Source organism: Pseudomonas sp. MPB03 (assembly GCF_046605385.1).
GTDB lineage: Bacteria > Pseudomonadota > Gammaproteobacteria > Pseudomonadales > Pseudomonadaceae > Aquipseudomonas > Aquipseudomonas zanjanensis.
Genome location: NZ_CP176770.1, coordinates 3,048,628 through 3,072,286, shown reverse-complemented (window position 1 = coordinate 3,072,286; position 23,659 = coordinate 3,048,628). Strand labels below are relative to the sequence as shown.

At 62.3% G+C, this 23,659-nt stretch carries 19 protein-coding genes; 10 read left to right on the top strand and 9 right to left on the bottom strand.

Annotated elements, in window-relative coordinates; genetic code table 11:
• Window positions 1–59: 59 nt before the first annotated feature.
• A complete protein-coding gene (locus ACLH0I_RS13630; protein WP_411387356.1) occupies window positions 60–1,514 on the top strand; it encodes a TrkH family potassium uptake protein in 1,455 nt (484 codons plus the stop codon).
• Between the two features lie 75 nt (window positions 1,515–1,589).
• On the opposite strand, the gene ACLH0I_RS13625 is transcribed toward ACLH0I_RS13630, so the two are convergent.
• A complete protein-coding gene (locus ACLH0I_RS13625; protein ID WP_411387355.1) occupies window positions 1,590–2,090 on the bottom strand; it encodes a hypothetical protein in 501 nt (166 codons plus the stop codon).
• A 145-nt stretch (window positions 2,091–2,235) separates the two neighbouring features.
• Here ACLH0I_RS13625 and ACLH0I_RS13620 point away from each other — a divergent pair, with 145 nt between their 5' ends.
• From ACLH0I_RS13620 to ACLH0I_RS13610, 3 genes are all read left to right on the top strand, one after another.
• Window positions 2,236–3,318 carry a bifunctional transcriptional activator/DNA repair enzyme AdaA gene (locus ACLH0I_RS13620; RefSeq protein ID WP_411387354.1) on the top strand — a complete coding sequence of 361 codons (1,083 nt, stop codon included), beginning with the start codon at window positions 2,236–2,238 and terminating at the stop codon, window positions 3,316–3,318.
• A 23-nt stretch (window positions 3,319–3,341) separates the two neighbouring features.
• Window positions 3,342–3,956, top strand: a complete 615-nt coding sequence (locus tag ACLH0I_RS13615) for a DNA-3-methyladenine glycosylase family protein (RefSeq protein ID WP_411387353.1) — start codon at window positions 3,342–3,344, stop codon at window positions 3,954–3,956.
• 189 nt (window positions 3,957–4,145) lie between these two features.
• Window positions 4,146–4,634, top strand: a complete 489-nt coding sequence (locus ACLH0I_RS13610; RefSeq protein ID WP_250965973.1) for a GFA family protein — start codon at window positions 4,146–4,148, stop codon at window positions 4,632–4,634.
• Between the two features lie 131 nt (window positions 4,635–4,765).
• On the opposite strand, the gene ACLH0I_RS13605 is transcribed toward ACLH0I_RS13610, so the two are convergent.
• The gene (locus ACLH0I_RS13605; RefSeq protein WP_186704851.1) at window positions 4,766–5,371 is read right to left on the bottom strand and encodes a tRNA-(ms[2]io[6]A)-hydroxylase; all 606 of its coding nucleotides are present in this window, start codon (window positions 5,369–5,371) and stop codon (window positions 4,766–4,768) included.
• 175 nt (window positions 5,372–5,546) lie between these two features.
• Between ACLH0I_RS13605 and ACLH0I_RS13600 the strand changes: the two genes are divergently transcribed.
• Window positions 5,547–6,410, top strand: a complete 864-nt coding sequence (locus ACLH0I_RS13600; protein WP_186728522.1) for a universal stress protein — start codon at window positions 5,547–5,549, stop codon at window positions 6,408–6,410.
• 202 nt (window positions 6,411–6,612) lie between these two features.
• Here ACLH0I_RS13600 and ACLH0I_RS13595 read toward each other — a convergent pair whose 3' ends face one another.
• The gene (locus ACLH0I_RS13595; protein WP_411387352.1) at window positions 6,613–7,083 is read right to left on the bottom strand and encodes a DUF1289 domain-containing protein; all 471 of its coding nucleotides are present in this window, start codon (window positions 7,081–7,083) and stop codon (window positions 6,613–6,615) included.
• Between the two features lie 407 nt (window positions 7,084–7,490).
• Here ACLH0I_RS13595 and acnB point away from each other — a divergent pair, with 407 nt between their 5' ends.
• Window positions 7,491–10,100: a bifunctional aconitate hydratase 2/2-methylisocitrate dehydratase gene (acnB, locus tag ACLH0I_RS13590; RefSeq protein ID WP_092348756.1), complete on the top strand. Its 2,610-nt coding sequence runs from the start codon at window positions 7,491–7,493 to the stop codon at window positions 10,098–10,100.
• A 258-nt stretch (window positions 10,101–10,358) separates the two neighbouring features.
• Here the strand turns inward: acnB and ACLH0I_RS13585 are convergent, their stop codons facing one another.
• Entirely contained in the window at window positions 10,359–11,639 is a 1,281-nt protein-coding gene (locus ACLH0I_RS13585) for a serine/threonine transporter (protein WP_411387351.1), read from the bottom strand.
• 466 nt (window positions 11,640–12,105) lie between these two features.
• Here ACLH0I_RS13585 and ACLH0I_RS13580 point away from each other — a divergent pair, with 466 nt between their 5' ends.
• Window positions 12,106–13,059, top strand: a complete 954-nt coding sequence (locus ACLH0I_RS13580) for a 2-hydroxyacid dehydrogenase (RefSeq protein WP_250963356.1) — start codon at window positions 12,106–12,108, stop codon at window positions 13,057–13,059.
• Here ACLH0I_RS13580 and tssA read toward each other — a convergent pair.
• Genes tssA through ACLH0I_RS13555 form a run of 5 tightly spaced genes read right to left on the bottom strand, consistent with a single transcriptional unit; the run spans window position 13,056 to window position 20,584 of the window.
• Window positions 13,056–14,138, bottom strand: a complete 1,083-nt coding sequence (gene tssA, locus ACLH0I_RS13575) for a type VI secretion system protein TssA (RefSeq protein ID WP_411387350.1) — start codon at window positions 14,136–14,138, stop codon at window positions 13,056–13,058. The two genes, ACLH0I_RS13580 and tssA, sit on opposite strands and share 4 nt — an antisense overlap.
• On the bottom strand, window positions 14,135–17,959 hold the full coding sequence (locus tag ACLH0I_RS13570; RefSeq protein WP_411387349.1) for a type VI secretion system protein: 3,825 nt from the start codon (window positions 17,957–17,959) through the stop codon (window positions 14,135–14,137). The genes tssA and ACLH0I_RS13570 overlap by 4 nt, the downstream gene beginning before the upstream one ends.
• Window positions 17,956–18,717: a DotU family type IV/VI secretion system protein gene (locus tag ACLH0I_RS13565; protein ID WP_186704844.1), complete on the bottom strand. Its 762-nt coding sequence runs from the start codon at window positions 18,715–18,717 to the stop codon at window positions 17,956–17,958. Before ACLH0I_RS13565 ends, ACLH0I_RS13570 begins: the two co-directional genes overlap by 4 nt.
• Window positions 18,718–18,735: 18 nt before the next feature.
• On the bottom strand, window positions 18,736–20,067 hold the full coding sequence (tssK, locus tag ACLH0I_RS13560) for a type VI secretion system baseplate subunit TssK (RefSeq protein ID WP_411387348.1): 1,332 nt from the start codon (window positions 20,065–20,067) through the stop codon (window positions 18,736–18,738).
• 52 nt (window positions 20,068–20,119) lie between these two features.
• Complete coding sequence (locus ACLH0I_RS13555; RefSeq protein ID WP_411387347.1) at window positions 20,120–20,584, bottom strand: type VI secretion protein; 465 nt, start codon at window positions 20,582–20,584, stop codon at window positions 20,120–20,122.
• 224 nt (window positions 20,585–20,808) lie between these two features.
• On the opposite strand from ACLH0I_RS13555, the gene tssB reads away from it, so the two are divergent.
• The 3 genes from tssB to ACLH0I_RS13540 all read left to right on the top strand — a co-directional run bounded on the left by tssB (window position 20,809) and on the right by ACLH0I_RS13540 (window position 23,646).
• Window positions 20,809–21,369 carry a type VI secretion system contractile sheath small subunit gene (gene tssB, locus ACLH0I_RS13550; protein WP_207967163.1) on the top strand — a complete coding sequence of 187 codons (561 nt, stop codon included), beginning with the start codon at window positions 20,809–20,811 and terminating at the stop codon, window positions 21,367–21,369.
• A gap of 30 nt (window positions 21,370–21,399) precedes the next feature.
• Entirely contained in the window at window positions 21,400–22,881 is a 1,482-nt protein-coding gene (gene tssC, locus ACLH0I_RS13545; RefSeq protein WP_186704840.1) for a type VI secretion system contractile sheath large subunit, read from the top strand.
• A 267-nt stretch (window positions 22,882–23,148) separates the two neighbouring features.
• Complete coding sequence (locus tag ACLH0I_RS13540) at window positions 23,149–23,646, top strand: Hcp family type VI secretion system effector (RefSeq protein ID WP_186704839.1); 498 nt, start codon at window positions 23,149–23,151, stop codon at window positions 23,644–23,646.
• The last annotated feature ends 13 nt before the right edge of the window (window positions 23,647–23,659 follow it).

Below are 23,659 nucleotides of genomic sequence, written 5' to 3'. Positions count from 1 at the left end.
TACGCGCTAGCCGATTAACCAAATCGATACTGTGCGGCTCAATGGATCAGGCGTTTCTCATGTCGATTGCGGTTCTGCGTCTCATCGGTTTCATCCTCGGGATTTTCCTGATTACCCTGGCGATCAGCATGGCGATTCCGCTGTTCACGCTGATGTTTTACGAGCGCAACGATGACTTGTCGGCGTTTCTTTGGTCGAGCCTGATTACCTTCGTGTGTGGTATCGCCCTGGTCGCCCGTGGACGACCGGAACATGTCCACATGCGCCCCAGGGAAATGTACCTGTTGACCACCGCCAGTTGGGTGGTGGTCTGCGCCTTCGCCGCCCTGCCGATGGTATTCATCCAGCACATCAGTTACACCGATGCATTTTTCGAGACGATGTCGGGCATCACGACCACCGGCTCGACCATCCTCACCGGGCTGGATACGGCATCCCCCGGCCTGTTGATCTGGCGTTCGATGCTGCATTGGCTCGGCGGCATCGGCTTTATCGGCATGGCCGTGGCGATCCTGCCGCTGCTGCGGGTCGGCGGCATGCGGTTGTTCCAGACCGAATCATCGGACTGGTCGGAAAAGGTCACGCCGCGCTCTCACGTCGCGGCCAATTACATTCTTTGGATCTATGTCGCGCTGACCGCCTTCGCGACCTTGGCGCTGTGGCTGGCCGGCATGACCCCCTTCGAGGCGATCAACCATGCGATGTCCTTGATTTCCACCGGCGGCTTCTCCACCTCCGACGCTTCCCTGGCGCACTGGACGCAACCGGCCATTCATTGGGTATCGGTGATCGTCATGATGGCGGGATCGCTGCCCTTTACGCTGTATGTCGCGACGCTACGGGGGAACCGGCGTGCGTTGCTCAAGGATCAGCAGGTTCGGGGCTTCATTGGATTTTTGGTCGTTACCTGGCTCGTGGTCGGTACCTGGCTGAGCCTGAACAGTGATCATGGTTGGTGGGACGCGGTTCGCATCGTGGCCGTCAATGTCACCTCTGTCGTCACGACCACAGGCGTGGCGTTGGGTGACTACACGCTGTGGGGCAGTTTCGCCCTGTTGCTGTTCTTCTACTTGACGTTCGTGGGCGGCTGTTCGGGGTCCACGGCCGGCGGGTTGAAAATCTTCCGTTTCCAAGTCGCCGGAGCACTGCTGATGGGCAGCCTGAAGCAATTGATCCACCCCCGGGCGGTGATCCGGAAAAAATACAACAACCATCCCATCGACGAAGAAATCGTCCGCTCGCTGCTGACCTTTTCGTTTTTCTTCACCATCACGATTGGCGCCATTGCCCTGGGCCTGGCGCTGATCGGCCTGGATTGGACAACCGCCCTGACCGGCGCTGCGACCGCGGTGTGCAACGTGGGCCCAGGCTTGGGCAACATCATTGGGCCGGCCGGCAACTTCTCGACCCTGCCCGATACAGCAAAATGGCTGTTGACCATCGGCATGCTGCTGGGGCGATTGGAGATCCTGACGGTGCTGGTGTTGTTCACGCCGGTGTTCTGGAAATATTGAACGCGATGGGCATGCGTAACTGACAGACGAAAAAAAGCCGCGACACCTTGCAGGCATCGCGGCTTGTTCGGGCGATCAGCGATCGTTCTTGATCGAAGAGCTGGTCGCGTTGGTCAGGCCCTTGGTGTTGTGGGTGCCTGGCGTGGCAGTGGAAATCGCCGACGCCTTGGTCAGGCCGCGCGTATCACGGTCCTTGGCGATGGTCGACGTCAACGACGCCTTGCTGGTACGGTCGGTGCGGGTGGCACCGGTGTGCTTGCCGCTCACGCCATGGTCCCGGGTGCGGGTACGAGTGCCGGTGTGGTCGCTGGCCAATCCTTTGCCAAGGCCGCGGGCGTCGCCCGACTTGTCATGGCCCTGGCCACCGCCAATGCCAGCACCGTGGCCGCCGCCATTACCACCACCGTTTCCTCCGCCGTGACCGCCACCACCGCCATTGCCGCCGCCACCGCCACCGCCATTGCCCGCGGCGTAGCTCGAACCGATCGGCGACAGGTCGGCCGGCAACAAGGCCGAGGCACCGAACGCCAAGGCACAGACAGCAACGGCAATCAGGGATTTCTTATGTTTGGACATGATGTCTCCGAAAGACAAAAACAGCGGGTGAACCTTTAAGACTCGAAGGTTCAATTTTTGTTCGCGACCACCCGACAAACAACCGGAAAATTCACTGTCGATTTTTCGGTGGAGTCGTTCCGGTCACGGTTCTATGCTCTGCCTCATGAACCTACACGACTCGCTGCTCCCGCCCCATGCCGAGATGGTCCGCGCCATGCTCGAACGAGACACCGCCTACGAGGGGGTGTTCTTCACTGCGGTCAAGACCACCGGCATCTTCTGTCGCCCCAGTTGCACCGCGCGCAAGCCGAAACCGGAAAACGTGGAATTCTTCGCCCACGCCGACGAAGCCATGTCGGCCGGTTACCGCGCCTGCCTGCGCTGCAAGCCGCTGGACGCTGCTGCAATTGCCCCGGACTGGATCCAAGCCCTGCTCAAGGCGGTGGACGCCGAACCCGACCTGCGCTGGACCGACGCCGTGCTGCTGGAGCAAGGCGTCGAACCGCTGAAATTGCGCCGCTGGTTCAAACAACATTTCGGCATGACCTTTCACGCCTACCTGCGCACCCGTCGCCTGGGCATTGCCTTGGGCGGTATCAAGGACGGCACTTCCATCGACAATGCCGCGTTCGATTCCGGCTATGAATCGTTGAGCGGGTTTCGCGACGCCTTCGTCAAATCCTTCCACATCACGCCGGGCCGCGCGGCCCTCAGCGAACCCTTGTTGTTCGCCCGCCTGACCACGCCATTGGGGCCGATGCTGGCCATGGCCGAACGACGGGGCCTGGTGCTGCTGGAGTTCCTCGACCGTCCGGCCCTGACCAAGGAACTGGAAGAACTGCAGCAGCGCTACGGCTACACGGTCGCGCCAGGGCACAACACTCACCTGCAACAGATCGAAACCGAACTGGCCGAGTATTTCGCCGGCAAACTCACGACGTTCACCGTCCCGCTGCACATGCCCGGCAGTGCATTCGCCATACGAGTCTGGGCTGAACTGCAAAAAATTCCCTACGGCGAAACCCGCAGCTACGGCGGCATCGCCACGGCCCTGGGCAGCCCGGGTGCCAGCCGCGCCGTGGGCTTGGCCAACGGGCAGAATCGCCTGGCCATCGTCATTCCCTGCCACCGGGTGATCGGTGCGGATGGCTCGTTGACCGGCTATGGTGGCGGCCAGCCGCGCAAGGCGTTTCTGTTGCGGCTGGAAAAAGCCGCGGTGCAGGTTTCGCTGCCCCTGGCGTTTTGAGCGCCCCGGAGAATGAATACCTGATGCCCGTGCCCTACCACGACGCCAGCGCCTTCCTGGCCAATCTCGACGAAGACTGGCGACGGCACGTCGAGACGATCGGTCCTTGCCTGCTGCAACCCAAGCCGGCCCGGGATCCCTATGAAGCCTTGGTCCGGGCGATTGCCTACCAGCAACTGCACGCCAAGGCAGGCGATGCAATCCTGGGTCGACTGCTGGCGTTGTTCCCGGCGCAGACCTTCCCCTCCCCCACGCAGATCCTGGCGACAGACGTTGCGCAACTGCGCAGTTGTGGGTTTTCCGCCAGCAAGATCGCAACCCTCCAGGGCATCGCCCAAGCGACCCTGGACGGGGTGGTGCCGGACTACGCCACGGCGCGGGCAATGGAGGACGAAGCGTTGATCGAGCGCCTGGTCAGCCTGCGCGGCGTCGGGCGCTGGACCGTGGAAATGCTGCTGATCTACAGCCTGGAGCGGCCCGACATCCTGCCGGCCGATGACTTTGGCGTGCGCGAGGGGTATCGACGGCTCAAGGGATTGGCGCAACAGCCCAGCCGCAAGCAGATGATCGAGATCGGCCTGGCCTGGAGTCCTTATCGGACGGTGGCGGCGTGGTATTTGTGGCGGGTGCCCAAGTGATGGTGGCTGTACCGACGCCATCGCGAGCAAGCTCGCTCCCACAGGGGATCTGCTGGGTACGCGTTATCTGTGTTCTCTGAGATTAAATGTGGGAGCGAGCTTGCTCGCGATGGCGTCCGCCTGGCAGCCAACAATCCAGGGCCAACCGTCTAGGCTGTCATGAACATCCCAACCCAACTGGAGGTTCCCATGCAGCTAGAAGGATCCTGCCACTGCGGCGCCGTGTCGTTCAGCCTGGCCTGTACCCACCCCTACCCTTATCAACGTTGCTACTGCTCGATCTGCCGCAAGACCCAGGGCGGCGGCGGTTATGCGATCAACCTGGGGGGCGATGCCCAAAGCTTGAAGGTGCGTGGTCGCAAGCACATCTCGATCTACCATGCGCGGCTAAAGGACGACGGCGATAAGCGCGCCCACCGCAGCAGTGCCGAGCGGCATTTCTGTTCCCTGTGTGGATCGGGGCTGTGGCTGTTCAGCCCCGAATGGCCGGAGCTGGTGCACCCGTTCGCTTCAGCCATCGACACGCCGCTGCCGGTACCGCCGGAGCATACCCACTTGATGCTCGGGTCCAGGGCACCATGGGTGGAGGTCGAGGCGCATAAGGGCGACCAGCAGTTCGAGGTCTATCCCGAAGAGTCGATTGCCCAGTGGCATGAACGCCTGGGTTTGACCGGTTGAGAGGCAGCGCTGCAGAAAGCCTCATCGTCGGAACGCCGCCCGGAGCAAGCTCGCTCCCACAGGGGGCGTGTGGGTTTCCAAAATCCACTGTGGGAGCGAGCTTGCTCGCGATGGCGTCAGGACAAACGGCCCTATGCCGCAGGCACACCACTGTGGAAACGAAATTCCACATCCGGAGATTCGATCAGTTCCCGCTCGGCCTCACGGACCTTGTCGATCACCTGGGCAATGTCCTTGGCATCGCCATACTGGTAAGCCAGTTTCAGGTACCCCTGGAAATGCCGCGCTTCGCTTTTCAGCAAACCGAAGTAGAACTTGCCCAACTCCTCGTCCAGGTGCGGCACCAGGGCCTCGAAACGCTCGCAACTGCGGGCTTCGATGAAGGCGCCGACGACGAGGGTGTCTACCAGTTTGACCGGCTCGTGGCTGCGTACCACCTTGCGCAGCCCCGAGGCATAACGGCCGGCGGAGAGCTGGCGCAAGCCGATCTTGCGCTTTTTCATCAGGCGCATGACTTGCTCGTGGTGCACCAGCTCTTCCCGGGCCAGGCGGGACATCAGGTTGATCAGGTCGACGTGGGAATGGTACTTGGCGATCAGGCTCAGGGCGGTGCTGGCCGCCTTGAATTCGCAGTTCTTGTGGTCGATCAGCAACGTTTCCTGGTCGGCCAGCGCGGCCTGGACCCAGGCATCGGGGGTGCGGCAACCAAGGAATTCGTGGATTTCGGGAAGATTCATGGGGCTCACGGGCAAAGGTAGTCGAGCGAAGGGCGCCGATTATACCGGCCTGCCCCCAGACCACCAGCCACTGCCGTTGATATGCATCAAGTCGATGCCACCCCCACACCCACTAGACTGCCCCACAAGAACTATAGTTGAGCAACGCCAGCCTTTTCATTGGAGAACGCCGATCATGCAAGCCATTCGCAGCATCCTGGTGGTCATCGAGCCCGAACATGCGGAAAGCCTGGCGCTCAAGCGCGCCAAACTGATCGCCGGGGTGACCCAGGCCCATCTGCACCTGCTGGTGTGCGACAGGAAACATGACCATGCCGGCCTGCTCGGCGTGCTCAAGAGCGCTTTGCTGGCCGACGGCTACAGCGTCACCACCGAGCAGGCCTGGAACGAAAGCCTCTACGAAACCATCATCGACGTGCAACAGGCTGAAGGTTGCGGGTTGGTGATCAAACAGCATTTCCCCGACAGCCCATTGAAAAAGGCCCTGCTGACCCCGGCGGACTGGAAACTGCTACGCCATTGCCCAACTCCGGTGCTGCTGGTGAAAACTGCCGGCTCCTGGAAAGACAAGGTGATCCTCGCCGCCGTCGATGTGGGCAATGCCGACGGCGAGCATCGCCACCTGCATTCCACCATCATCGACCATGGCTACGACATCGCCCTCCTCGCCAAGGCGCACCTGCATGTGATCAGCGCCCACCCCTCGCCGATGCTCTCGTCCGCCGACCCGACGTTCCAGCTCAAGGAAACCATCGAGGCCCGCTACCGCGAGCAATGCCGGGCGTTCCAGGCCGAGTTCGACATCGACGACCAGCACCTGCACATCGAAGAAGGCCCGGCGGATGTCTTGATTCCGTACATGGCGCGCAAGCTGCAGGCGGCGGTGACGGTCATCGGCACCGTGGCCCGCTCGGGGCTGTCCGGGGTGCTGATCGGCAACACCGCCGAGGCTGTGCTCGACACGCTGGAAAGCGATGTGCTGGTGCTCAAGCCCCAGGAGGTGGAGGATCATCTGGTGGAGTTGGCGGTCAAGGAATGAGATGAACGCTGTGGCTGATCCAGCCTGCTTTTGTGGCGAGGGAGCTTGCTCCCGCTCGGCTGCGCAGCAGACGCCTGGATTTGTCAGGACCAGGAAATTTTTCAGGTCAAGAGCGAGGGCCGCTTCGCAGCCCAGCGGGAGCAAGCTCCCTCGCCACAAAAGCGCCCTGGCACAAAAGCTCCTTTGCACAAATGGCTGGTGGTCAGCCGCCAATCGCATCCTTCAGGAACCCCGGCGCGATGTAACGCTGGTAGTGGGCTTCGGACAGAAGGAAAAACTCCCGATCAATGGCATCGCGCAGGTCCGGCAGTTCCCAATCGCGAAATTCCGGCATCAACACCATGCCGTAGGCTTCCAGGTTATTGATCACCCGCGCGCCCCGGGCGATCAACTGATAGGCCCAGCAGTATTCCGACTGGTGCGGCACGAAGCGGATCTTGCGTGACTCCAGTTGCTGGCGCAGCAATGCGGGGTCGAAAACCTCCAACTTGGCCACCATCACCTGCACCAACAGCTGTTCGAGCCGCATCCACACCGCGCGTTTTTCCTCCTCGTTGTAGCCGTTCCAGTGGATCACTTCATGGTGGAACCGCTTGCAGCCACGGCACACCAGGTCACCGTAGACAGTGGAGCAAAGGCCGACGCAAGGGGTCTTGATGAGCTGGTTGGGCATAAGGAAACGCACACGCAAAAACAGGACAGGCCGGCATGTTAGCCCTTTGTCTAAGATTGATCACCCCTCAAACTTCCCGGCCCAACTTACCTTTAATTTTTTTTTCCCGTAGAATCAGCCAGCCTTTTAAGGCGCCAATGTCCGTTAGAAGCTGTTTTCAAAGCGTCACGAGCACAGTCGTTCCTTCAGAGCGGTGTTGGCGAAGGGTCTTTCCAGCGGGGAAAGCCCAACGCCAACCCTCATCAGCTCCCGTTCTGCAGGCGTAAAACTTTGAAAGCAGCTTCTGTGAGGAACTCCGGCAACTCTGGCGTGGAGGCCCAAAAAGCCCCCTGACGCGCATGAGTGCCGTGAGTTTCTGGATGAGCGTCCCGGACACCCATTTGGGACCACTGATGAGGGTAATAACTGTGCTTGAAGCCTACCGCAAACATATCGAAGAGCGTGCAGCCCTGGGTATCGTTCCCCAGCCGCTTAACGCCGAACAAACCGCAGGCCTGATCGAGCTGCTGAAAAATCCTCCGGCTGGCGAAGAAGCTTTCCTCGTTGACCTGATCACCAATCGCGTTCCGCCTGGAGTCGACGAAGCCGCCTACGTCAAGGCCGGTTTCCTGTCCGCCCTGGCCAAGGGCCAGGCCCAATCCCCTCTGCTGGACAAGAAGCGTGCCGTTGAACTGCTCGGCACCATGCAGGGCGGCTACAACATCGTGACCCTGGTGGAGCTGCTGGACGACGCCGAGCTGGCGCCAGTCGCCGCCGAAGAACTCAAGCACACCCTGCTGATGTTCGATGCCTTCCACGACGTGGCTGAAAAAGCCAAGAACGGTAACGTCCACGCCAAGGCCGTGCTGCAATCCTGGGCTGACGGCGAGTGGTTCAAGAAGCGCCCGGTGCTGGCCGACAAGATCAGCCTGCGCGTGTTCAAGGTCACCGGCGAAACCAACACCGACGACCTGTCCCCTGCCCCGGACGCCTGGTCCCGCCCGGACATCCCGCTGCACGCCCTGGCCATGCTGAAAATGGCCCGTGACGGCATCGTTCCGGACGAGCAAGGCAAGACCGGCCCGATGAAGCAGATCGAAGAAATGCGCGGCCAGGGCTTCCCGATCGCCTACGTCGGTGACGTGGTCGGTACCGGCTCCTCGCGTAAATCGGCCACCAACTCGGTGCTGTGGTTCTTCGGCGACGACATTCCTTACGTGCCGAACAAGCGCGCTGGCGGTTTCTGCTTCGGCAGCAAGATCGCTCCGATCTTCTACAACACCATGGAAGATGCCGGCGCACTGCCCATCGAGTTCGACGTGTCGAACATGAACATGGGCGACGTGATCGACCTGTACCCCCATGCCGGCAAGGTCTGCAAGCACGGTACCGACGAAGTCATCACCACCTTCGAAATGAAGACCCCGGTGCTGTTGGATGAAGTCCGCGCTGGCGGCCGTATCCCGCTGATCATTGGCCGTGGCCTGACCGAGAAGGCTCGCGCCGAACTGGGCCTGCCAGCGTTCGACCTGTTCAAGAAGCCTGAAGCACCGGCTGAAAGCACCAAGGGTTTCACCCTGGCGCAGAAGATGGTTGGCAAGGCCTGCGGCCTGGCAGAAGGCCAAGGCGTACGCCCTGGTACCTACTGCGAACCGAAAATGACCACCGTGGGTTCCCAGGACACCACCGGTCCAATGACCCGTGACGAACTGAAAGACCTGGCGTGCCTGGGCTTCTCGGCTGACCTGGTGATGCAGTCCTTCTGCCACACCGCGGCCTATCCGAAGCCGATCGACGTGACCACCCACCACACCCTGCCTGACTTCATCATGACTCGCGGCGGCGTTTCCCTGCGTCCGGGCGACGGCATCATCCACTCGTGGCTGAACCGCATGCTGCTGCCAGACACCGTGGGTACCGGCGGTGACTCCCACACCCGTTTCCCGATGGGCATCTCGTTCCCGGCCGGTTCCGGCCTGGTCGCGTTCGCCGCTGCCACCGGCGTCATGCCGCTGGACATGCCGGAATCGATCCTGGTGCGCTTCAAAGGCAAAATGAAACCTGGCATCACCCTGCGTGACTTGGTTCATGCCATTCCGTACTTCGCCATCCAAAACGGCCTGCTGACCGTCGAGAAGAAAGGCAAGAAAAACGCCTTCTCCGGCCGCATCCTGGAAATCGAAGGCCTGGAAGGCTTGACCCTGGAACAGGCTTTCGAACTGTCCGACGCATCGGCCGAACGTTCGGCTGCCGGTTGCACCATCAAGCTGTCGAAAGAGTCGATCACCGAGTACCTGCAATCGAACATCACCCTGCTGCGCTGGATGATCGGCGAAGGCTACGGTGATGCACGTACCCTGGAACGTCGCGCCCAAGCGATGGAAGCCTGGATCGCCAACCCGCAACTGATGGAAGCCGATGCCGACGCCGAATACGCCGAAGTCATCGAAATCGACCTGGCCGACATCAGCGAGCCAGTGCTCTGCGCGCCGAACGATCCGGACGACGCCCGTCTGCTGTCCAGCGTTGCTGGCGAGAAGATCGACGAAGTGTTCATCGGTTCGTGCATGACCAACATCGGTCACTTCCGCGCTGCCGGTAAGCTGCTGGAGCAGGTCAAGGGCCAGCTGCCAACCCGTCTGTGGCTGTCGCCACCGACCAAGATGGACGCTCACCAGCTCACCGAAGAAGGCTACTACGGCATCTACGGCAAGGCCGGTGCACGGATGGAAATGCCAGGCTGCTCGCTGTGCATGGGTAACCAGGCACGCGTCGAGCCGAACTCCACCGTGGTGTCGACGTCGACCCGTAACTTCCCGAACCGTCTGGGTGACGGCGCGAACGTCTACCTGGCTTCGGCCGAACTGGCGTCCGTTGCGTCGATCCTGGGTCGCCTGCCGACCGTCGAGGAGTACATGGAGTATGCCGGCAAGATCGACAGCATGGCAGCGGACGTGTACCGCTACCTGAGCTTCGATCAGATCGCCGAGTTCCGTGAAGCGGCTGCAAACGCCAACATCCCGGTCGTTCAAGCCTAACGCTTAAAACGCCCGACTAAAAACGCCGCCCTTCTTGCGAGGGGCGGCGTTTTTTTATGGCTTGTTTATTTCGATGCCCGGCGAGCCACCGCTATCGCGAGCAAGCTCGCTCCCACATTGGATTTTCAGCGAACACAAAATTCATATACACCGCAAAACCTGTGGGAGCGAGCTTGCTCGCGAAGAGGCCGGCCCATTCAACACCTTCATCGACAGTGACACCGCCTTCGCGAGCAGGCTCGCTCCCACAGGAAAGGCCTATGCCCAGAAGGAATAGACCAACGCTGTAATCGCCACCAACCCCACCAACACCACAAAGACATTGGAAGCCTGACCGCGATAGCGGGCCATGGCCGGGACTTTGCGGATGGCATACATCGGCATCAGGAACAGGATGGCCGCGATGACCGGGCCGCCCAGGGTTTCGATCATGCCCAGGATGCTCGGGTTGAGGGTGGCGACGATCCAGCACATCACCAGCATGAACGCTGCGGTGAGGCGGTCCAGGGTCTTGGGGGCCGGGCGGCGGCCGCTCTTGACGATCAAGCCCTTGAGGCCTTCGCTGGCGCCGATGTAGTGCCCCAGGAATGATTTGGAGATGGCAACAAACGCAATCAGCGGCGCGGCAAAGGCGATGGTCGGGTTGCTGAAGTGGTTGGCCAGGTACGACAGGATCGACAGGTTCTGCGCCTTGGCCTCGGCCAGTTGCGCCGGGGTCAGGGTCAGCACGCAGCTGAACACGAAGAACAACACCATCACCACCATCAGCACATGGGCGCGCGACAGGATCTGCGAACTGCGTTCCTCGGCGTTATCGCCATAGCGACGTTTCTGGTCCACCGCAAACGCCGAGATGATCGGCGAATGGTTGAACGAGAACACCATCACCGGGATTGCCAGCCACAAGGTATGCAACAACGCCGAAGGTGCAGGCGGCGTCGACGCCGTGGTCAGGATGCCGCCGCTCCAGTGGGGAATCAGGAACACCGCCAGGAACAGCAGCGCCACGATGAACGGATAGACCATCAGGCTCATGGCCTTGACGATCGCCTGCTCGCCGCAGCGGACCACCGCCAGCAGGCCCAGGATCAGCACCAGGGACAGCACGACCCGAGGGGGCGGCTGGATGTGCAACTGATGCTCCAGGAAACTGCCCACCGTGTTGGTCAGCGCCACACTGTAGATCAGCAGGATCGGGAAAATGGCAAAGAAATACAAAAGCGTGATCAGTGCGCCGGCCTTGAGACCGAAATGCTCCTCAACCACCTCAGTGATGTCCGCGCCATCACGACCGGACAACACGAAACGGGTCAGGCCCCGGTGGGCATAAAACGTCATGGGGAACGCCAGCAACGCCAGGATCAGCAACGGCCAAAAACCGCCCAGGCCCGCGTTGATCGGTAAGAACAGAGTGCCTGCACCGATGGCGGTGCCAAACAGACCCAGCATCCAGGTGGTGTCGTGGCGACTCCATTGGCTGAGGGTGGCTGGGACTGTCGTTTCAAAGCGCTCTTCGACGCTATTGGCCTGATCATTCATCCGGTCGGATCTCCGCTTTCCGGTCACATGCACCCGGCCGGGACGAGTCGGAAAACCCCGACAGGCAGCGCCCTGGCCGAAACAGGGGCGCGATTGTCCGGGATTAGCGAGCAGAAGCAAAGACTTAGCTGAGGAGCGGTTATGCGGATCAGATGGCTGTCATAAAAATGGTCCCCGTATTTCCCTGTCTTCCCTGTGGGAGCGAGCTTGCTCGCGATAGCGGAGGATCAGCCGACATTCATGCTGGATGTGCCATCGCTATCGCGAGCAAGCTCGCTCCCACAGTTGGATTGAAGTACAGCCGCCAGAGCCAGGCCGGCTGTCAGGCCGCCTCGCGAGCAAGCTTTGCTCCCACAGACAAGAGGATCCAAAAAATGAATCCAAAAAGCCCAAGCTCCCCCTGCCCTCGACTCCTACAATCAGGTTGAATACCTGATGTTCGACAAAGCGCCCACAGGAGCCCAGCATGACCGCAACCGTTCTGGTACTGGTTGAAACCGTCAATGAATACCTGCCGATTCTCGAGCGGCAGGGTTACCACTTGGAATTGGCGCCCACGCCGGCCGAACGCAAGACCGCGATCTTCGAACACGGTGAACGCTTCAGCGCAGTGCTGACCCGCGGCCCCCTGGGTTTGACGGCGGAAGAAATCGCCGCCCTGCCCAACCTGCAGATCATCTGCGTGATCGGCGCCGGCTACGAGCAGGTAGACCTGCAGGCCGCACGCAACCGGGGCATCGTGGTGACCAACGGTGCCGGGGTCAACGCGTCGTCGGTGGCCGACCATGCCATGGCGCTGCTGCTGGCGCTGGTGCGTGACATTCCCCGGGCCGACGCGAGTGTGCGCCGGGGCGAGTGGGCCAAGGTCATGCGCCCCTCCCTGGCCGGTAAGCGCCTGGGTGTGCTGGGCCTGGGCGCGGTGGGCATGGCGATTGCCAAGCGGGCCGCCCTCGGCTTCGACATGAGCGTCAGCTACCACAATCGGCGGATGCGCAACGACGTGCCGTACGCCTTCTGCGCCACGCCCACGGAACTGGCCCGGGTCTCGGACTTTCTGATCGTCGCCACGCCCGGCGGCCTGGACACCCGGCAATTGATCAACAAACAGGCCCTTGATGCCCTCGGCCCCCATGGTTTCCTGGTGAACATCGCTCGCGCCAGCGTGGTCGCCACCACCGACCTGATCCACGCCCTGGAACATCGACGGATCGCCGGAGCCGCCCTGGACGTGTTCGACCACGAGCCCGAAGTGCCAGACGCGCTGAAACACCTGCCCAACGTCGTGCTGACCCCCCATGTGGCCGGCCTGTCGCCGGAAGCGACACGGGACACGGTGGAACTGGTGGGCCAGAACCTGAACGCATTCTTTTCCGGCAAACCGGTGTTGACGCCGGTGCCGCTACCCGACCCGCAGCCTTAAAGCACCCCTAGCAGGGTCCACAACCGCCGGGACTCGGCATCGGCACTGATCAGTTCACCCAGCAGCTCGCTCAGCGGCTTGTTGCCCCACTCCACCCCGCGCCGGATCAGGTAGGGCACCGGGCTGTGGGGCTCGGTGCGGGCCAGGTAACCGGCGATCACCAGCAACTGTCGGTAGGCCTCTTCACGATTGGCCGGCTCCTGGAAGACCTGGGCCACTGCCGCCTGTGGCTGGGATGTCGGTGAGGTAGCCGCCGGGGCCGTTTGCACCGGCACGACGGTGGGTTGCTGTGGGTGCATCGCGATGAACTCCTCTACCAGTGACAGCAACGCCTGCATCACGTCCTGCAAGGATTTGTAACCCGGCGCCAGGCTGCCCAGGTAGGCGTCGCTCCAGGCTTCGAGCCGTTGCAGGTGCTGCAGGCTCAACATCAGGCTGCCCTGGCGATGCAACCAGAACGACAAGGGTGTGCCGCGAATCAGTTCGCTGAGTTTCTTGTGATCGTTGCGCGCCGCTTCCGCCGAGGCCTTGGCGTTCTTGCTGTCGTTGACCAACACCTGCTGGCGCTGCAAGCGTTGCCAGTCGTCCAGGCAGAAACTGGCGAACGCCGAGTCCCGGCCATCGAGCAATGGCACCCGCGTCAGCAGCACTTCGCTGTAGCGACGGGCCAGCCACTCCAGCGGAATCACCCGCCACGACTGGTCGCCTTCGTCGGCTTGGGGGTGCAATTGCTCCGGATAGCGCTCGCACAGCCCCGCCACCAGCGCCAGGCTGCCCGGCAATCCCTCCAGCCCGGCCATGTGCAGCCAGGCCTCCCCCAGCCAGGCGCTGATCATCAGGTCCTTGCTGCGCTCCAGCAGCAGCGTGCTCGCGAGCCGTTCCAGGTCCGGCCACAGGGCACGCTTGATCGAAGACTGCCACACGCCGGTGGGCAGGCTGGTGTCGTCCTCCCGACGCAATTCGCGCAATTGATCGTATTCCGGTTCGTAGCGCAGGTCCTGGCCACAGGGCGATTCTGCGCTGATCGGCTCAAGCAACTGAGTGACCAGTTCCGGCAAAGGCGATATCGGCAGGTTCACAGGCCCTCCTCACGGGTGGCGATGGCGGGGCTCGATGAGGTCGCCATGAAGGGTGAACGGGGGGCCCGCGTCGGCAGCGGCGGGATCGACAACGGCAGCTTGGAGCCCTGGCTCATCAACGACAGGCGCACGAACATCAGTGTCCGCTCCGCCGTGCGCGCCTGGGTCTGGGCGGTGACTGGCAATTGCAGGGCCAGGGGGAAATCGGTGTAGTCGACGTTCGGTTGGCGCTGGGCTGACGCCTGGGAGCGCATCAACCGCAGCAATGACCAAGGCCCTTGGTATTCCCAGCCCGCCTCCAGGTCGCGCACCACCAGGTTCGGTTGCAAGGGGTCGTTGGCCGGACGCTGGTAACCGTTACGGGCCCAGCGCAAGGTCAGGCTCACGGGCTGACCCACCATCCACCGCAGGTTCTGCTGATCACCGCCGGGGTAGCGGATCTGCTGGTTGCCGGCGTTCAGGCCCCAGGCGATCACCTGGTCGGCGCCGCGTTCCTCATCCCGATCGGTCCGCCAGCGCACGTCCATCTCCACGCCAAGAATGCCGCTCTTGTCCCGTACGAACAGCGGTCCGAGCCAGGTCCCGGCTTGTTTCAAACGGTTGAGGAAATCCTCGGCCGCGAGCCGCTCCGGCGCCTGACTCAACGCCAACCCGGCCTGGGCCAGGGGCAGGCGTGTGTCGATCAACGCCAGCAAGTGTTGGACCCGCGCCGGGTCGGCATCGCTGGCCCGCACATCCTGGGCAAACGGAAAGCGCCCGGCCAGGTATTGATTGAAATAGTTGGCCAGGTCATTCCAGGCGGTCGCCGCCTGGTCCTGTTGCAAGTACAGGCAGCGCTGCAGGGCGCCCTGCTGCAAGGCAATCGTGCGCTGGGCCAGGTCACCGCGCCCGCTGGGCAGGCTGGCGGTCTGCAAGATCTGCGCGCAGGACGCGGTGTCCATGGCGATAAAGTCGCGGCTCACCAATTGCTCCAGCTGGGCCGCCGAGCTGGCCGGGTTCTGGTTCTTGTACTTGAGCAATTCATCGTTGAGGGCCATGAAGCGCGCCACCTGGTCATGCTCCAGGGCCGACAGGTTGTCCTGCTGGACGATCAGCCATTCCAGGGCAGGCATTCGCTGCTCGGCGGCCTGCAGCATCACGCCGAATTGCTGGCTCAGGCTCAGCTTCAAGTCTTGTGGATCGCTGGCACCGTAGAGCTGCAAGCCGAAGTTCTTCGAACCGTCCCAGCGTTGGATATCGGCCCGCTGGCTGAACAGCGGTTGGGCATCGATTTCGTCCAGGCCACTCTTGATCTGCGCCAAGGCCCGGCGATTGAGCAGACGCTGGAAGCGGATCGCCAGGTCGCCGCGGTGCACATCCATAAAGGCTTTTTGCAGTGCCACGGCCTGGGCCGTCTGCACATTGAAGCCCATGCCGGGCAATGACGCATCGCTTTCATCCAGGCTCAACCACATGGCCCGCGCCGCGGCACCTTCGGCGGCCTGCATCAGCGCGTCACGGTAATCCGGCGGAATGCGCGGCAGTTCCTCACTGGCATAACTCTTGTAGCTGGCGAAGTAATTCAGGGCGACGCTGAAGTCATCGCTGCCATCGCCCTGGCCCATCGCATCGGGGTTGCTGTCCGACGGATCCTTCTGCATCGCCAACGCTACGAAATCGCGCTTGAACAGTGCCTGCACCGCACCGTCCAGCGCCGTGACATGGTCTTGCAAGACCAGCAGGCCGCTGCCCTGTTGCACCAACAGGTTGTCCCGGGAACCGGTCTGGACAATCCACTGATCACGAAAACTCTGCTGCAACTTCGCCGCCTGGCTCTCCAGGTCCTGCTCGATATCCGGCCCCAGCAAAGCACTGTGGCTGACCTTGTCGAGCATCTGGCTGTAACCGGGCACCAGGTCCTGGCCCTTGCCTCGACCCCAGGCGGAATTGGTCAAGCTGACCAACGTCTGTAAATCGTCGATCAGCGCCATCAGGTCTTCAAGCTCACTCAAGGAGTTGCCGCTGCCGGCCTCCAGCCGTTGCAGGTGCAGCTTGAGGTAACCGGCCTGGCGCACGAAGTTGTCCGCCAGGAAGTAATGGTCCAGCCAGCGCTGCATCAGGCCGGTGAAATTATCGGAGATCACTGGGCGAGCAGCGTTCAGATCCAGCCCTTTCAAGTCGCTGTTCTGGGCGTCGAACAGCACCCGGTTGTAGAAATGTGCGCGGCTCAAGGTCCCGGTGTTGAGGCCCAGGGACAAGGCTGTGTTGCTCAGTTGCACCAGTTCGTCCAGGGGCGCCTTGGGATCGTTTACCACCTGGCTGAACAGTTGGTTGTGCTGTTCCAGGCGTACCGCCAGGTCCACCAGCGCCTTGGCTTTCACGTAGCTCTGCCATTGCGCCGGGTCTTCGCTCTCGACGTTGCCCCGCCGCTCGGTGTTACGGATGGACTTGAGTTGTTCCAGGTCTGAGTTGAGCAGGTCCCGCAGCGGCAATATCCAATGATGCCGGGCGGTCAGGCGCAAGCCATTCTCCAGTTGCGTGTCCACGGAAGAGAACCAAGAAGTCGGAAAGACCACCGAGACGAAGCGCCAGCGCGGGGCTTTTTCCAACACGTTCCAATAGTTCTGCACGTTGTGCCGGGTCGGCTCCAGTTGCGGCTCGTCAGGGTCAACCACGAGGTGGTTCTTATGGGCGCTGAGGATCAACCGCGACAGTCCCTCGGCTTCCTCCACTGAATCGTGCCAGACCCAGACCATGCTCCCCAGCCATACCAGCCCTACCACCATTGCCACCACCGCGACCAAGCGATGCCCGCGTTGGCGCAAGCGCAACATCCGTGGCACCGGCTGGGCCAGGCCCCGTTCGGCCACCAATCGCCGCGACCACAACTGCCGGGCAAACACGGTTTGCCGCTGGGCGTTGTCAGAGGCGGTGAACCCGTCGCTGCTGAGGGAAGGTGCCTGGCTGGCGGTGAAATATACCCCACGAAAACGCGGCGCCTCGCCTTGGGCATTGCCCTGGAACACCGGCTCCAGCAGGATCTGCAAAGCCCGCCGCAAGCCTTCGAAACGCTCCGGCAAGCCATAAAGATCGGTACTCAGTTGCCCCGACAGCGCACCGATCTCGATGATCGACTGCGACAGCGCGGCGTTGACCTGGTCCAGGGCCTGGTCACTCCACTGCGACTGCCACGCCGCGTCCGGCAAATACGGCGACGACCAGCCCAGCATCGACTCGCGCGCCTCGGCGGGCAGCGCGCTGACCAGTTCCTGGAACCCAGGCAGTTCTTCCATCCCGGTGATCACGACATACACTGGCAGGCTGAGGCCGAAGCGTTGCAACAGATCTATGAAACAGCGCCGGACCTTGAGGCTCAGCTCGGTGGTGTGTTCGATGTCATCGAGGGTGCTGAACGGCACGGTCCAGATCACCGCATCCAATGGCCGCTTGCTGCGCAAGCGCAACATCAGCCCGAGCAGGCGCCACCAATTGCCCCGTTGCCGGTTCATGCCCTCATCGGGCAGAAACAGTGCCTGGGGCACCACCAAGACCGCGCCGTCGGCATCGCAAAACCAACGCCCGAACCAGGCCGCCTTCTCGGTCGGTTGCAAGCGCCACTGGGCGCACAACTGGGCACCGTCGGTTTCGTTGCCGAGCATCATCAGCCAGGGCATCTGATAGCGGTCGCGAGTGCCCTGCTCCTGCTCCATGTGGCGCACCGCCCCATAGAAACTGCGGATCGCCGCCCCGCCCTGGGTCCGCAGCCACCAGACCAGGGCCGCAATCAACAGCACCACGACAACAGCGAGCAACACCAGGGCAACGAGATTGAACAGGCTCATGAGTCCTGCTCCTGGACCACCGACTCGCCCAGTTGCAGCACGGGTTCGAGTTCCAGGCGAATGTCACGCCAGAACACCTGCCCCAGACCGGTGAGCAACAACACCATCGCCAGGATCGCCAACCCCAGCCGCAAGCCGTCCGGCAACGACTGCTGCACCGGCATCCGCACCGGTGGCACCGCCGAAGACAGCGCCAGGCGCTGGCTGACATCGACATAATCGGCCTCGTGCTGCCAGGCGAAGGTGAACAGCGCCCCGCGCCATTTGGCCTGCTGGAGCTGGCCAGGTTCGCCACGCAATCGCCCCTGGAAACCGAGGATCAGGCATTGCAGGTAGACATTCGCCAGGTCCCGGGTGCCGGGCATCTGCTCATCCAGCAATTTCTTGATCGCCGCCGGCAAGCGCTCGCCGGCCTGGCGACTGGCGTACATGCGCGATTCGAGGGGGTGCTGCTGCCAAGCCAATTGCCCAGGCCAGGGGCTGAACAGCAGGGTTTCGTCCACCAACGCCACGAAGGCATAGACCAGCGCCTTGACCTGCTCGGTGGCCGCATCGCCGACGGTGGCGAAGGCTACCCGCCACAGGCGCTGGGCGCTGCGCCCGGAAAACTCCACCACCCGATTGACCAACACCGCAGGGTCGCTGTCCTTGGGCAAGTCCTGCCATTCCTGGGACCACTTCAGCCAGGCCTGGCGAAAAGCGCTGCTCAGCGGCGCCTCATGCAGACTCCGAACCGCCCCGCCACTTCCGTCTGGCATACGACTCCCCTTCTGCGATCAGGCACTTTCACCGGCTTGCGCCACGAACAACACCACCTGCCACGGGCTGCTGGCCTGGGCCGATGCCGGCGCCACAATGTGCAGCGGCAATTGCCCGTCGAACCATTGCCCGCTGGCGGCCACCACGAACAGACGGGTGTCGTCGCCGACGCTGTAGGCCACCTGTTCGTTGCGGCTCATGGCCTGGTGGGGCAAACCGCTCATGCGTTGCCGGCTCAGCAGCGGGACGTGCCGTGCCGACGCGATGATCGCCCCGCGCAACCAGTCGGCCGCCGCTTGCTCGCTGGCGCCGTTGGGCATGCGCAGGCCGATCACCAGGCGTTGATCCGGTTGGTCGTCCGGCAATTGGATCGAGAAGACCTGCTCGTTGCGCTCGAAGGCCAGGCTGCGATAGCCGGCGCGGACCAGCTCCAGAGTGGTTTCCAGCCAGTCGAGCAGCGGCTCGTAACCACGCTGCAACTCGAGAAAGTCCAGCGGTGCGAAGGCCGGGACGCCTGCCAGCGGATCGAGGGCCGACCAGCTCCCGGCCAGCCCCAGCAACAGGCCGTAGAGTGCCTGGGGCGTCGCCACCCGGGTGGTCAACGCCCCTTCGACCTCCGGCAAGCGCGCCCACAAGGCGGTCAATTGCCGGCGGATTTCCATGGCATCGTCCTGGTTGCCTGCCGCCTGGGCCTGGCGCAAGCGACCGGCGAGGAACATGCATTTTTCCCGAGCCCTGGCGCACACCCCGGCGACCCGCCGACCGAGGACCGACTCCGGCAACAGGACCGGCGTCGGCGGCATGTACGGCACGCGCCAGAAACCGCCGCCCTCCTTGCGAATGCGCAGCAGCGGCAGGCAGATCGAATCGGCCTTGCTCAGTTGCGTGCACAGCCTCGGGTTCGGTCGCCAGACGGTGATTGACTCGGGAAACTCGCCGCTCGTGAGGTCTGGCAGCGCTTCGCCGACCACCGATTGCATGCGCCCCTTGAGCGGCAGCAGTTGGCCGGCGCGCCACAACGGGCTGACAGCCAGGTAAACGGTCACGGTGGCGTCGTCGGTCTTATCGATGGCCTCGCTGATGTCCAGCTCCAAGGTCGGCCCGACGCCCGCCTGCAGATTGACCGGCAAACCGTCCGGCAGGGTGCCTTGCAATTGCAGCAGTCGAACCTGGCCGGCGCTGAGGGCCGACGGGTCGACTTCCAACTGGCTGACGCCCCAGAACCAAGGGTTGCAAGCCCCGGCGAAATGCGCAGCCAAGGCCTCGGCGCGCAACCCTTGCAATTGAAAATGCTGGGGCAGCAATTGCATGCCCTCATGCCAGCACACCGCGTCAGGTAACAGACTCATACGACTCCCTTCGACATTCCAATGTCGCCGCGCAAGGCGGCCCGCGGTTCACTCAAGGCTGGCTGTCATCGCGCTGGCCATCGTTGACCAGGGTCATCTCGCGACTGTCGAACTTCAGCCAGGCCTTGCGCTGATCGTCCAGCCGAAGCCGGTGGGCTCCGGGAGTGTTATAGCTGGCGAAGACCAAAAGTCCAGCGGCGCGCCGGCCCTCCAACGGGAAGGGTTGACGGTCGATGAATTGCCCCGGAACCAGCTCCAGCCCCCACACCGACATGAGTTGACGATAGTCGCGCTGGAACTGTTCGCGCTCGGCGAACCATTGGCTGGCGGTGATGCCCGACAGCTGCTTGAGCAGGTCCGGGTCGTTCACCGCGATGAAATCCACCGCGATCGGCGTGTCGTCGTTGGCGCCGGAAGCGACGTCCAGGGTCAAGCTGTCGAGGTCGACACTGGGGGCGAAGAGCGAGCAACCGGTGAGTGCCAGGCTCAAAAAAAATCCATAAAAAAACTCACGCAAAATGAATCTTCCTTTTCTCAGCGGTCAAAAATTGTTTTTGCTTGCTTTTTTATAGACCTGTTCTAGCGTCTTGGATAGTTCGACCCACACGGTTGAATGGACCAGGTTCGTCAAGGGAATGACAGGTTTTCTGCCGCCCATTTGCAACCTGCGGATCAGCAAGGGAATGCGATGAGCGGGACTCCCGATGCATTGCTCCCACACATGCATCGGAGTCGGCCGCCATGGCAGAAAGTACCCAGCACAAGCTCGACAGAGTCCGCCCTCCCCGCGTCCAGATCACCTACGACGTGGAAATCGGCAACGCCATCGAGAAAAAAGAATTGCCACTGGTCGTCGGCATTCTGGCCGACCTCTCGGGCAAGCCGTTGGACCCGCTGCCCAAGCTCAACGAGCGGCGCTTCACGGAAATCGATCGGGACAATTTCAACGAGGTGCTCGCCTCCATCTCCCCCCGCGCCACGCTGCAGGTGAACAACACCCTCAGCGGCGACGACAGCAAGCTCAACATCGAGCTCAACTTCCGCCACATCGACGACTTCGACCCGGTGAAGGTCGTGGAGCAGGTCACGCCGTTGCGCCGTTTGTTCGAAGCGCGCCAACGCCTGCGGGACTTGCTGACCAAGCTCGACGGCAACGACGACCTGGACAAATTGCTGCGTGACGTGATCGCCAACACCGAAGGCCTGCAGGAGATCAAATCGGCCCGCCCACAGGACACGACGCCAGAGCTGCCGACCGTCGCCGCCAACGATGACCCTGCCCCGGCCGAGCCACAGGCCTGATCGCGCGCCTCATTCAAGGGAGATAAAGCCATGCCTGCTTCATCCAGCGCTCAAACCAGCGAGAGCACGACCCAGACCCTGTCCCTGCTGGACAAGATCATCGCCGAAGGCCGCATGGCCCACGACGACAGCCAGCAAGACTACGCCCGCGACATGCTGGCCGAATTCGCGACCCAGGTCCTCGACGAAGGCATGGCCATCGACAAGGACACGGTGGCGATGATCAACGACCGCATCAGCCAGATCGACCAGTTGATCAGCGCCCAGCTCAACGAAGTGCTGCACCATCCCGAACTGCAGAAGCTCGAAGCCTCCTGGCGCGGCCTGCACCTGCTGGTGCAGAACACCGAAACCAGCACCCGACTGAAATTGCGCCTGCTCAACGTCACCCAGAAAGAACTGCAGAACGACCTGGAAAAAGCCGTCGAATTCGACCAGAGCGCGCTGTTCAAGAAAATCTACGAAGAAGAATACGGCACCTTCGGCGGGCACCCGTTCAGCCTGCTGGTGGGTGACTACACCTTTGGCCGGCATCCGCAGGACATCGGCCTGCTGGAAAAACTCTCGAACGTCGCGGCCGCCGCGCACGCCCCGTTCATTGCCGCCGCCAGTCCGCGGTTGTTCGACATGACCAGCTTCACCGAACTGGCGATCCCCCGGGACCTGTCGAAGATCTTCGAGAGCCAGGAACTGATCAAGTGGCGCGCCTTCCGCGAAAGCGAAGACTCGCGCTACGTGTCCCTGGTGCTGCCGCACTTCCTGCTGCGCCTGCCCTACGGCCCGGACACCTTGCCGGTGGAAGGCATCAACTACGTCGAAGACGTCAACGGCACCGACCACAGCAAGTACTTGTGGGGCAACGCCGCCTGGACGCTGGCGCAACGCATCACCGAAGCCTTCGCCAAATATGGCTGGTGCGCGGCGATTCGCGGGGCCGAAGGCGGGGGCGCAGTCGAAGGCTTGCCGGCCCATACCTTCCGCACCAGTTCCGGCGACCTGTCGCTCAAATGCCCGACCGAAGTGGCGATCACCGACCGCCGTGAAAAAGAACTCAACGACCTGGGATTCATCTCCCTGTGCCACAAGAAAAACAGCGACGTGGCGGTGTTCTTTGGCGGCCAGACCACCAACAAGGCCAAGGTCTACAACACCAACGAGGCCAACGCCAACGCGCGGATCTCGGCGATGTTGCCGTATGTGCTCGCGGCTTCGCGTTTCGCCCATTACCTGAAGGTGATCATGCGCGACAAGGTCGGCAGCTTCATGACCCGCGACAACGTGCAGACCTACCTCAACAACTGGATCGCTGACTACGTGCTGATCAACGACAACGCGCCGCAAGAGATCAAGGCGCAGTATCCGTTGCGCGAAGCCCGGGTGGACGTCACGGAGGTGGCCGGCAAGCCTGGCGCCTACAAGGCCACGGTGTTCCTGCGGCCGCACTTCCAATTGGAGGAACTGACGGCCTCGATCCGCCTGGTGGCGACGTTGCCGCCACCGGTCGCTGCCTGACCACGGCGTGGCTGTGTGACTGTGTGGCTGTGTAGCTAGAGAGCTTTTTGTGGCGAGGGAGCTTGCTCCCGCTGGGGCGCGAAGCGGCCCTGTTTTTTGGGACTGCTGCGCAGTCCAGCGGGAGCAAGCTCCCTCGCCACAAAAGCTCCATTGCCACAAAAGCGCTCCAGCTACAAAAGCTATCTAGCCACAGCAAGCGCCTTGGCCACGGGTTAATTCATCGGTATCGGGCACTGCCTCATTCGTCTTCTTCAGGAGTTCCACACAATGGATGCAATCATTCTCGACCTCGGCGGCGACATCAAGGGCGACAGCCTGCTGGAGGGTTTCACGGACAAGATCGAGGTCATGTCCTACAGCCATAACGTGGCCATGCAGGTCACCAACGACGTCAGCAACTCGGAGCGCACCTCCGGCCGGCCCCACATCGGCGAATTCACCCTGACCAAATTCATCGACAGCTCCACCCCGTCGCTCAACGAATATTGCTGCGCCGGCAAGCCCATCCCGCAAGCCGTCGTCACCATCGGCCGCAACGCCGCCGAAGGCAGCGGCCAGATCATGCCCTTCATTGTCTACACCCTGACCAACGTCGTGCTGTCCAACGTCAGTGTCAGCGGCGGCACCGGCGGTAAACCCGTGGAAACCCTGTCGCTGAATTTCACCAAGATCAAATGGGAGCTCACCGCACAGAAAGACGACGGCACCAAGGAAGGCACGGCCGGCACGACCTGGGACCTGGCCGCCAACAAAATGACCAAGTAGGGAAGCCGTGCCC

Excerpts from the sequence above, each read along its gene's own strand:
- ACLH0I_RS13620 (WP_411387354.1), top strand. The coding sequence starts at position 2,236 with ATGAACCTACACGACTCGCTGCTCCCGCCCCATGCCGAGATGGTCCGC.
- ACLH0I_RS13630 (WP_411387356.1), top strand. The coding sequence starts at position 60 with ATGTCGATTGCGGTTCTGCGTCTCATCGGTTTCATCCTCGGGATTTTC.
- ACLH0I_RS13570 (WP_411387349.1), bottom strand. The coding sequence starts at position 17,959 with ATGAGCCTGTTCAATCTCGTTGCCCTGGTGTTGCTCGCTGTTGTCGTG.
- ACLH0I_RS13610 (WP_250965973.1), top strand. The coding sequence starts at position 4,146 with ATGCAGCTAGAAGGATCCTGCCACTGCGGCGCCGTGTCGTTCAGCCTG.
- ACLH0I_RS13625 (WP_411387355.1), bottom strand. The coding sequence starts at position 2,090 with ATGTCCAAACATAAGAAATCCCTGATTGCCGTTGCTGTCTGTGCCTTG.
- ACLH0I_RS13605 (WP_186704851.1), bottom strand. The coding sequence starts at position 5,371 with ATGAATCTTCCCGAAATCCACGAATTCCTTGGTTGCCGCACCCCCGAT.
- ACLH0I_RS13615 (WP_411387353.1), top strand. The coding sequence starts at position 3,342 with ATGCCCGTGCCCTACCACGACGCCAGCGCCTTCCTGGCCAATCTCGAC.
- ACLH0I_RS13600 (WP_186728522.1), top strand. The coding sequence starts at position 5,547 with ATGCAAGCCATTCGCAGCATCCTGGTGGTCATCGAGCCCGAACATGCG.
- ACLH0I_RS13580 (WP_250963356.1), top strand. The coding sequence starts at position 12,106 with ATGACCGCAACCGTTCTGGTACTGGTTGAAACCGTCAATGAATACCTG.
- tssB (WP_207967163.1), top strand. The coding sequence starts at position 20,809 with ATGGCAGAAAGTACCCAGCACAAGCTCGACAGAGTCCGCCCTCCCCGC.
- ACLH0I_RS13595 (WP_411387352.1), bottom strand. The coding sequence starts at position 7,083 with ATGCCCAACCAGCTCATCAAGACCCCTTGCGTCGGCCTTTGCTCCACT.
- tssK (WP_411387348.1), bottom strand. The coding sequence starts at position 20,067 with ATGAGTCTGTTACCTGACGCGGTGTGCTGGCATGAGGGCATGCAATTG.
- tssC (WP_186704840.1), top strand. The coding sequence starts at position 21,400 with ATGCCTGCTTCATCCAGCGCTCAAACCAGCGAGAGCACGACCCAGACC.
- ACLH0I_RS13565 (WP_186704844.1), bottom strand. The coding sequence starts at position 18,717 with ATGCCAGACGGAAGTGGCGGGGCGGTTCGGAGTCTGCATGAGGCGCCG.
- ACLH0I_RS13585 (WP_411387351.1), bottom strand. The coding sequence starts at position 11,639 with ATGAATGATCAGGCCAATAGCGTCGAAGAGCGCTTTGAAACGACAGTC.
- ACLH0I_RS13540 (WP_186704839.1), top strand. The coding sequence starts at position 23,149 with ATGGATGCAATCATTCTCGACCTCGGCGGCGACATCAAGGGCGACAGC.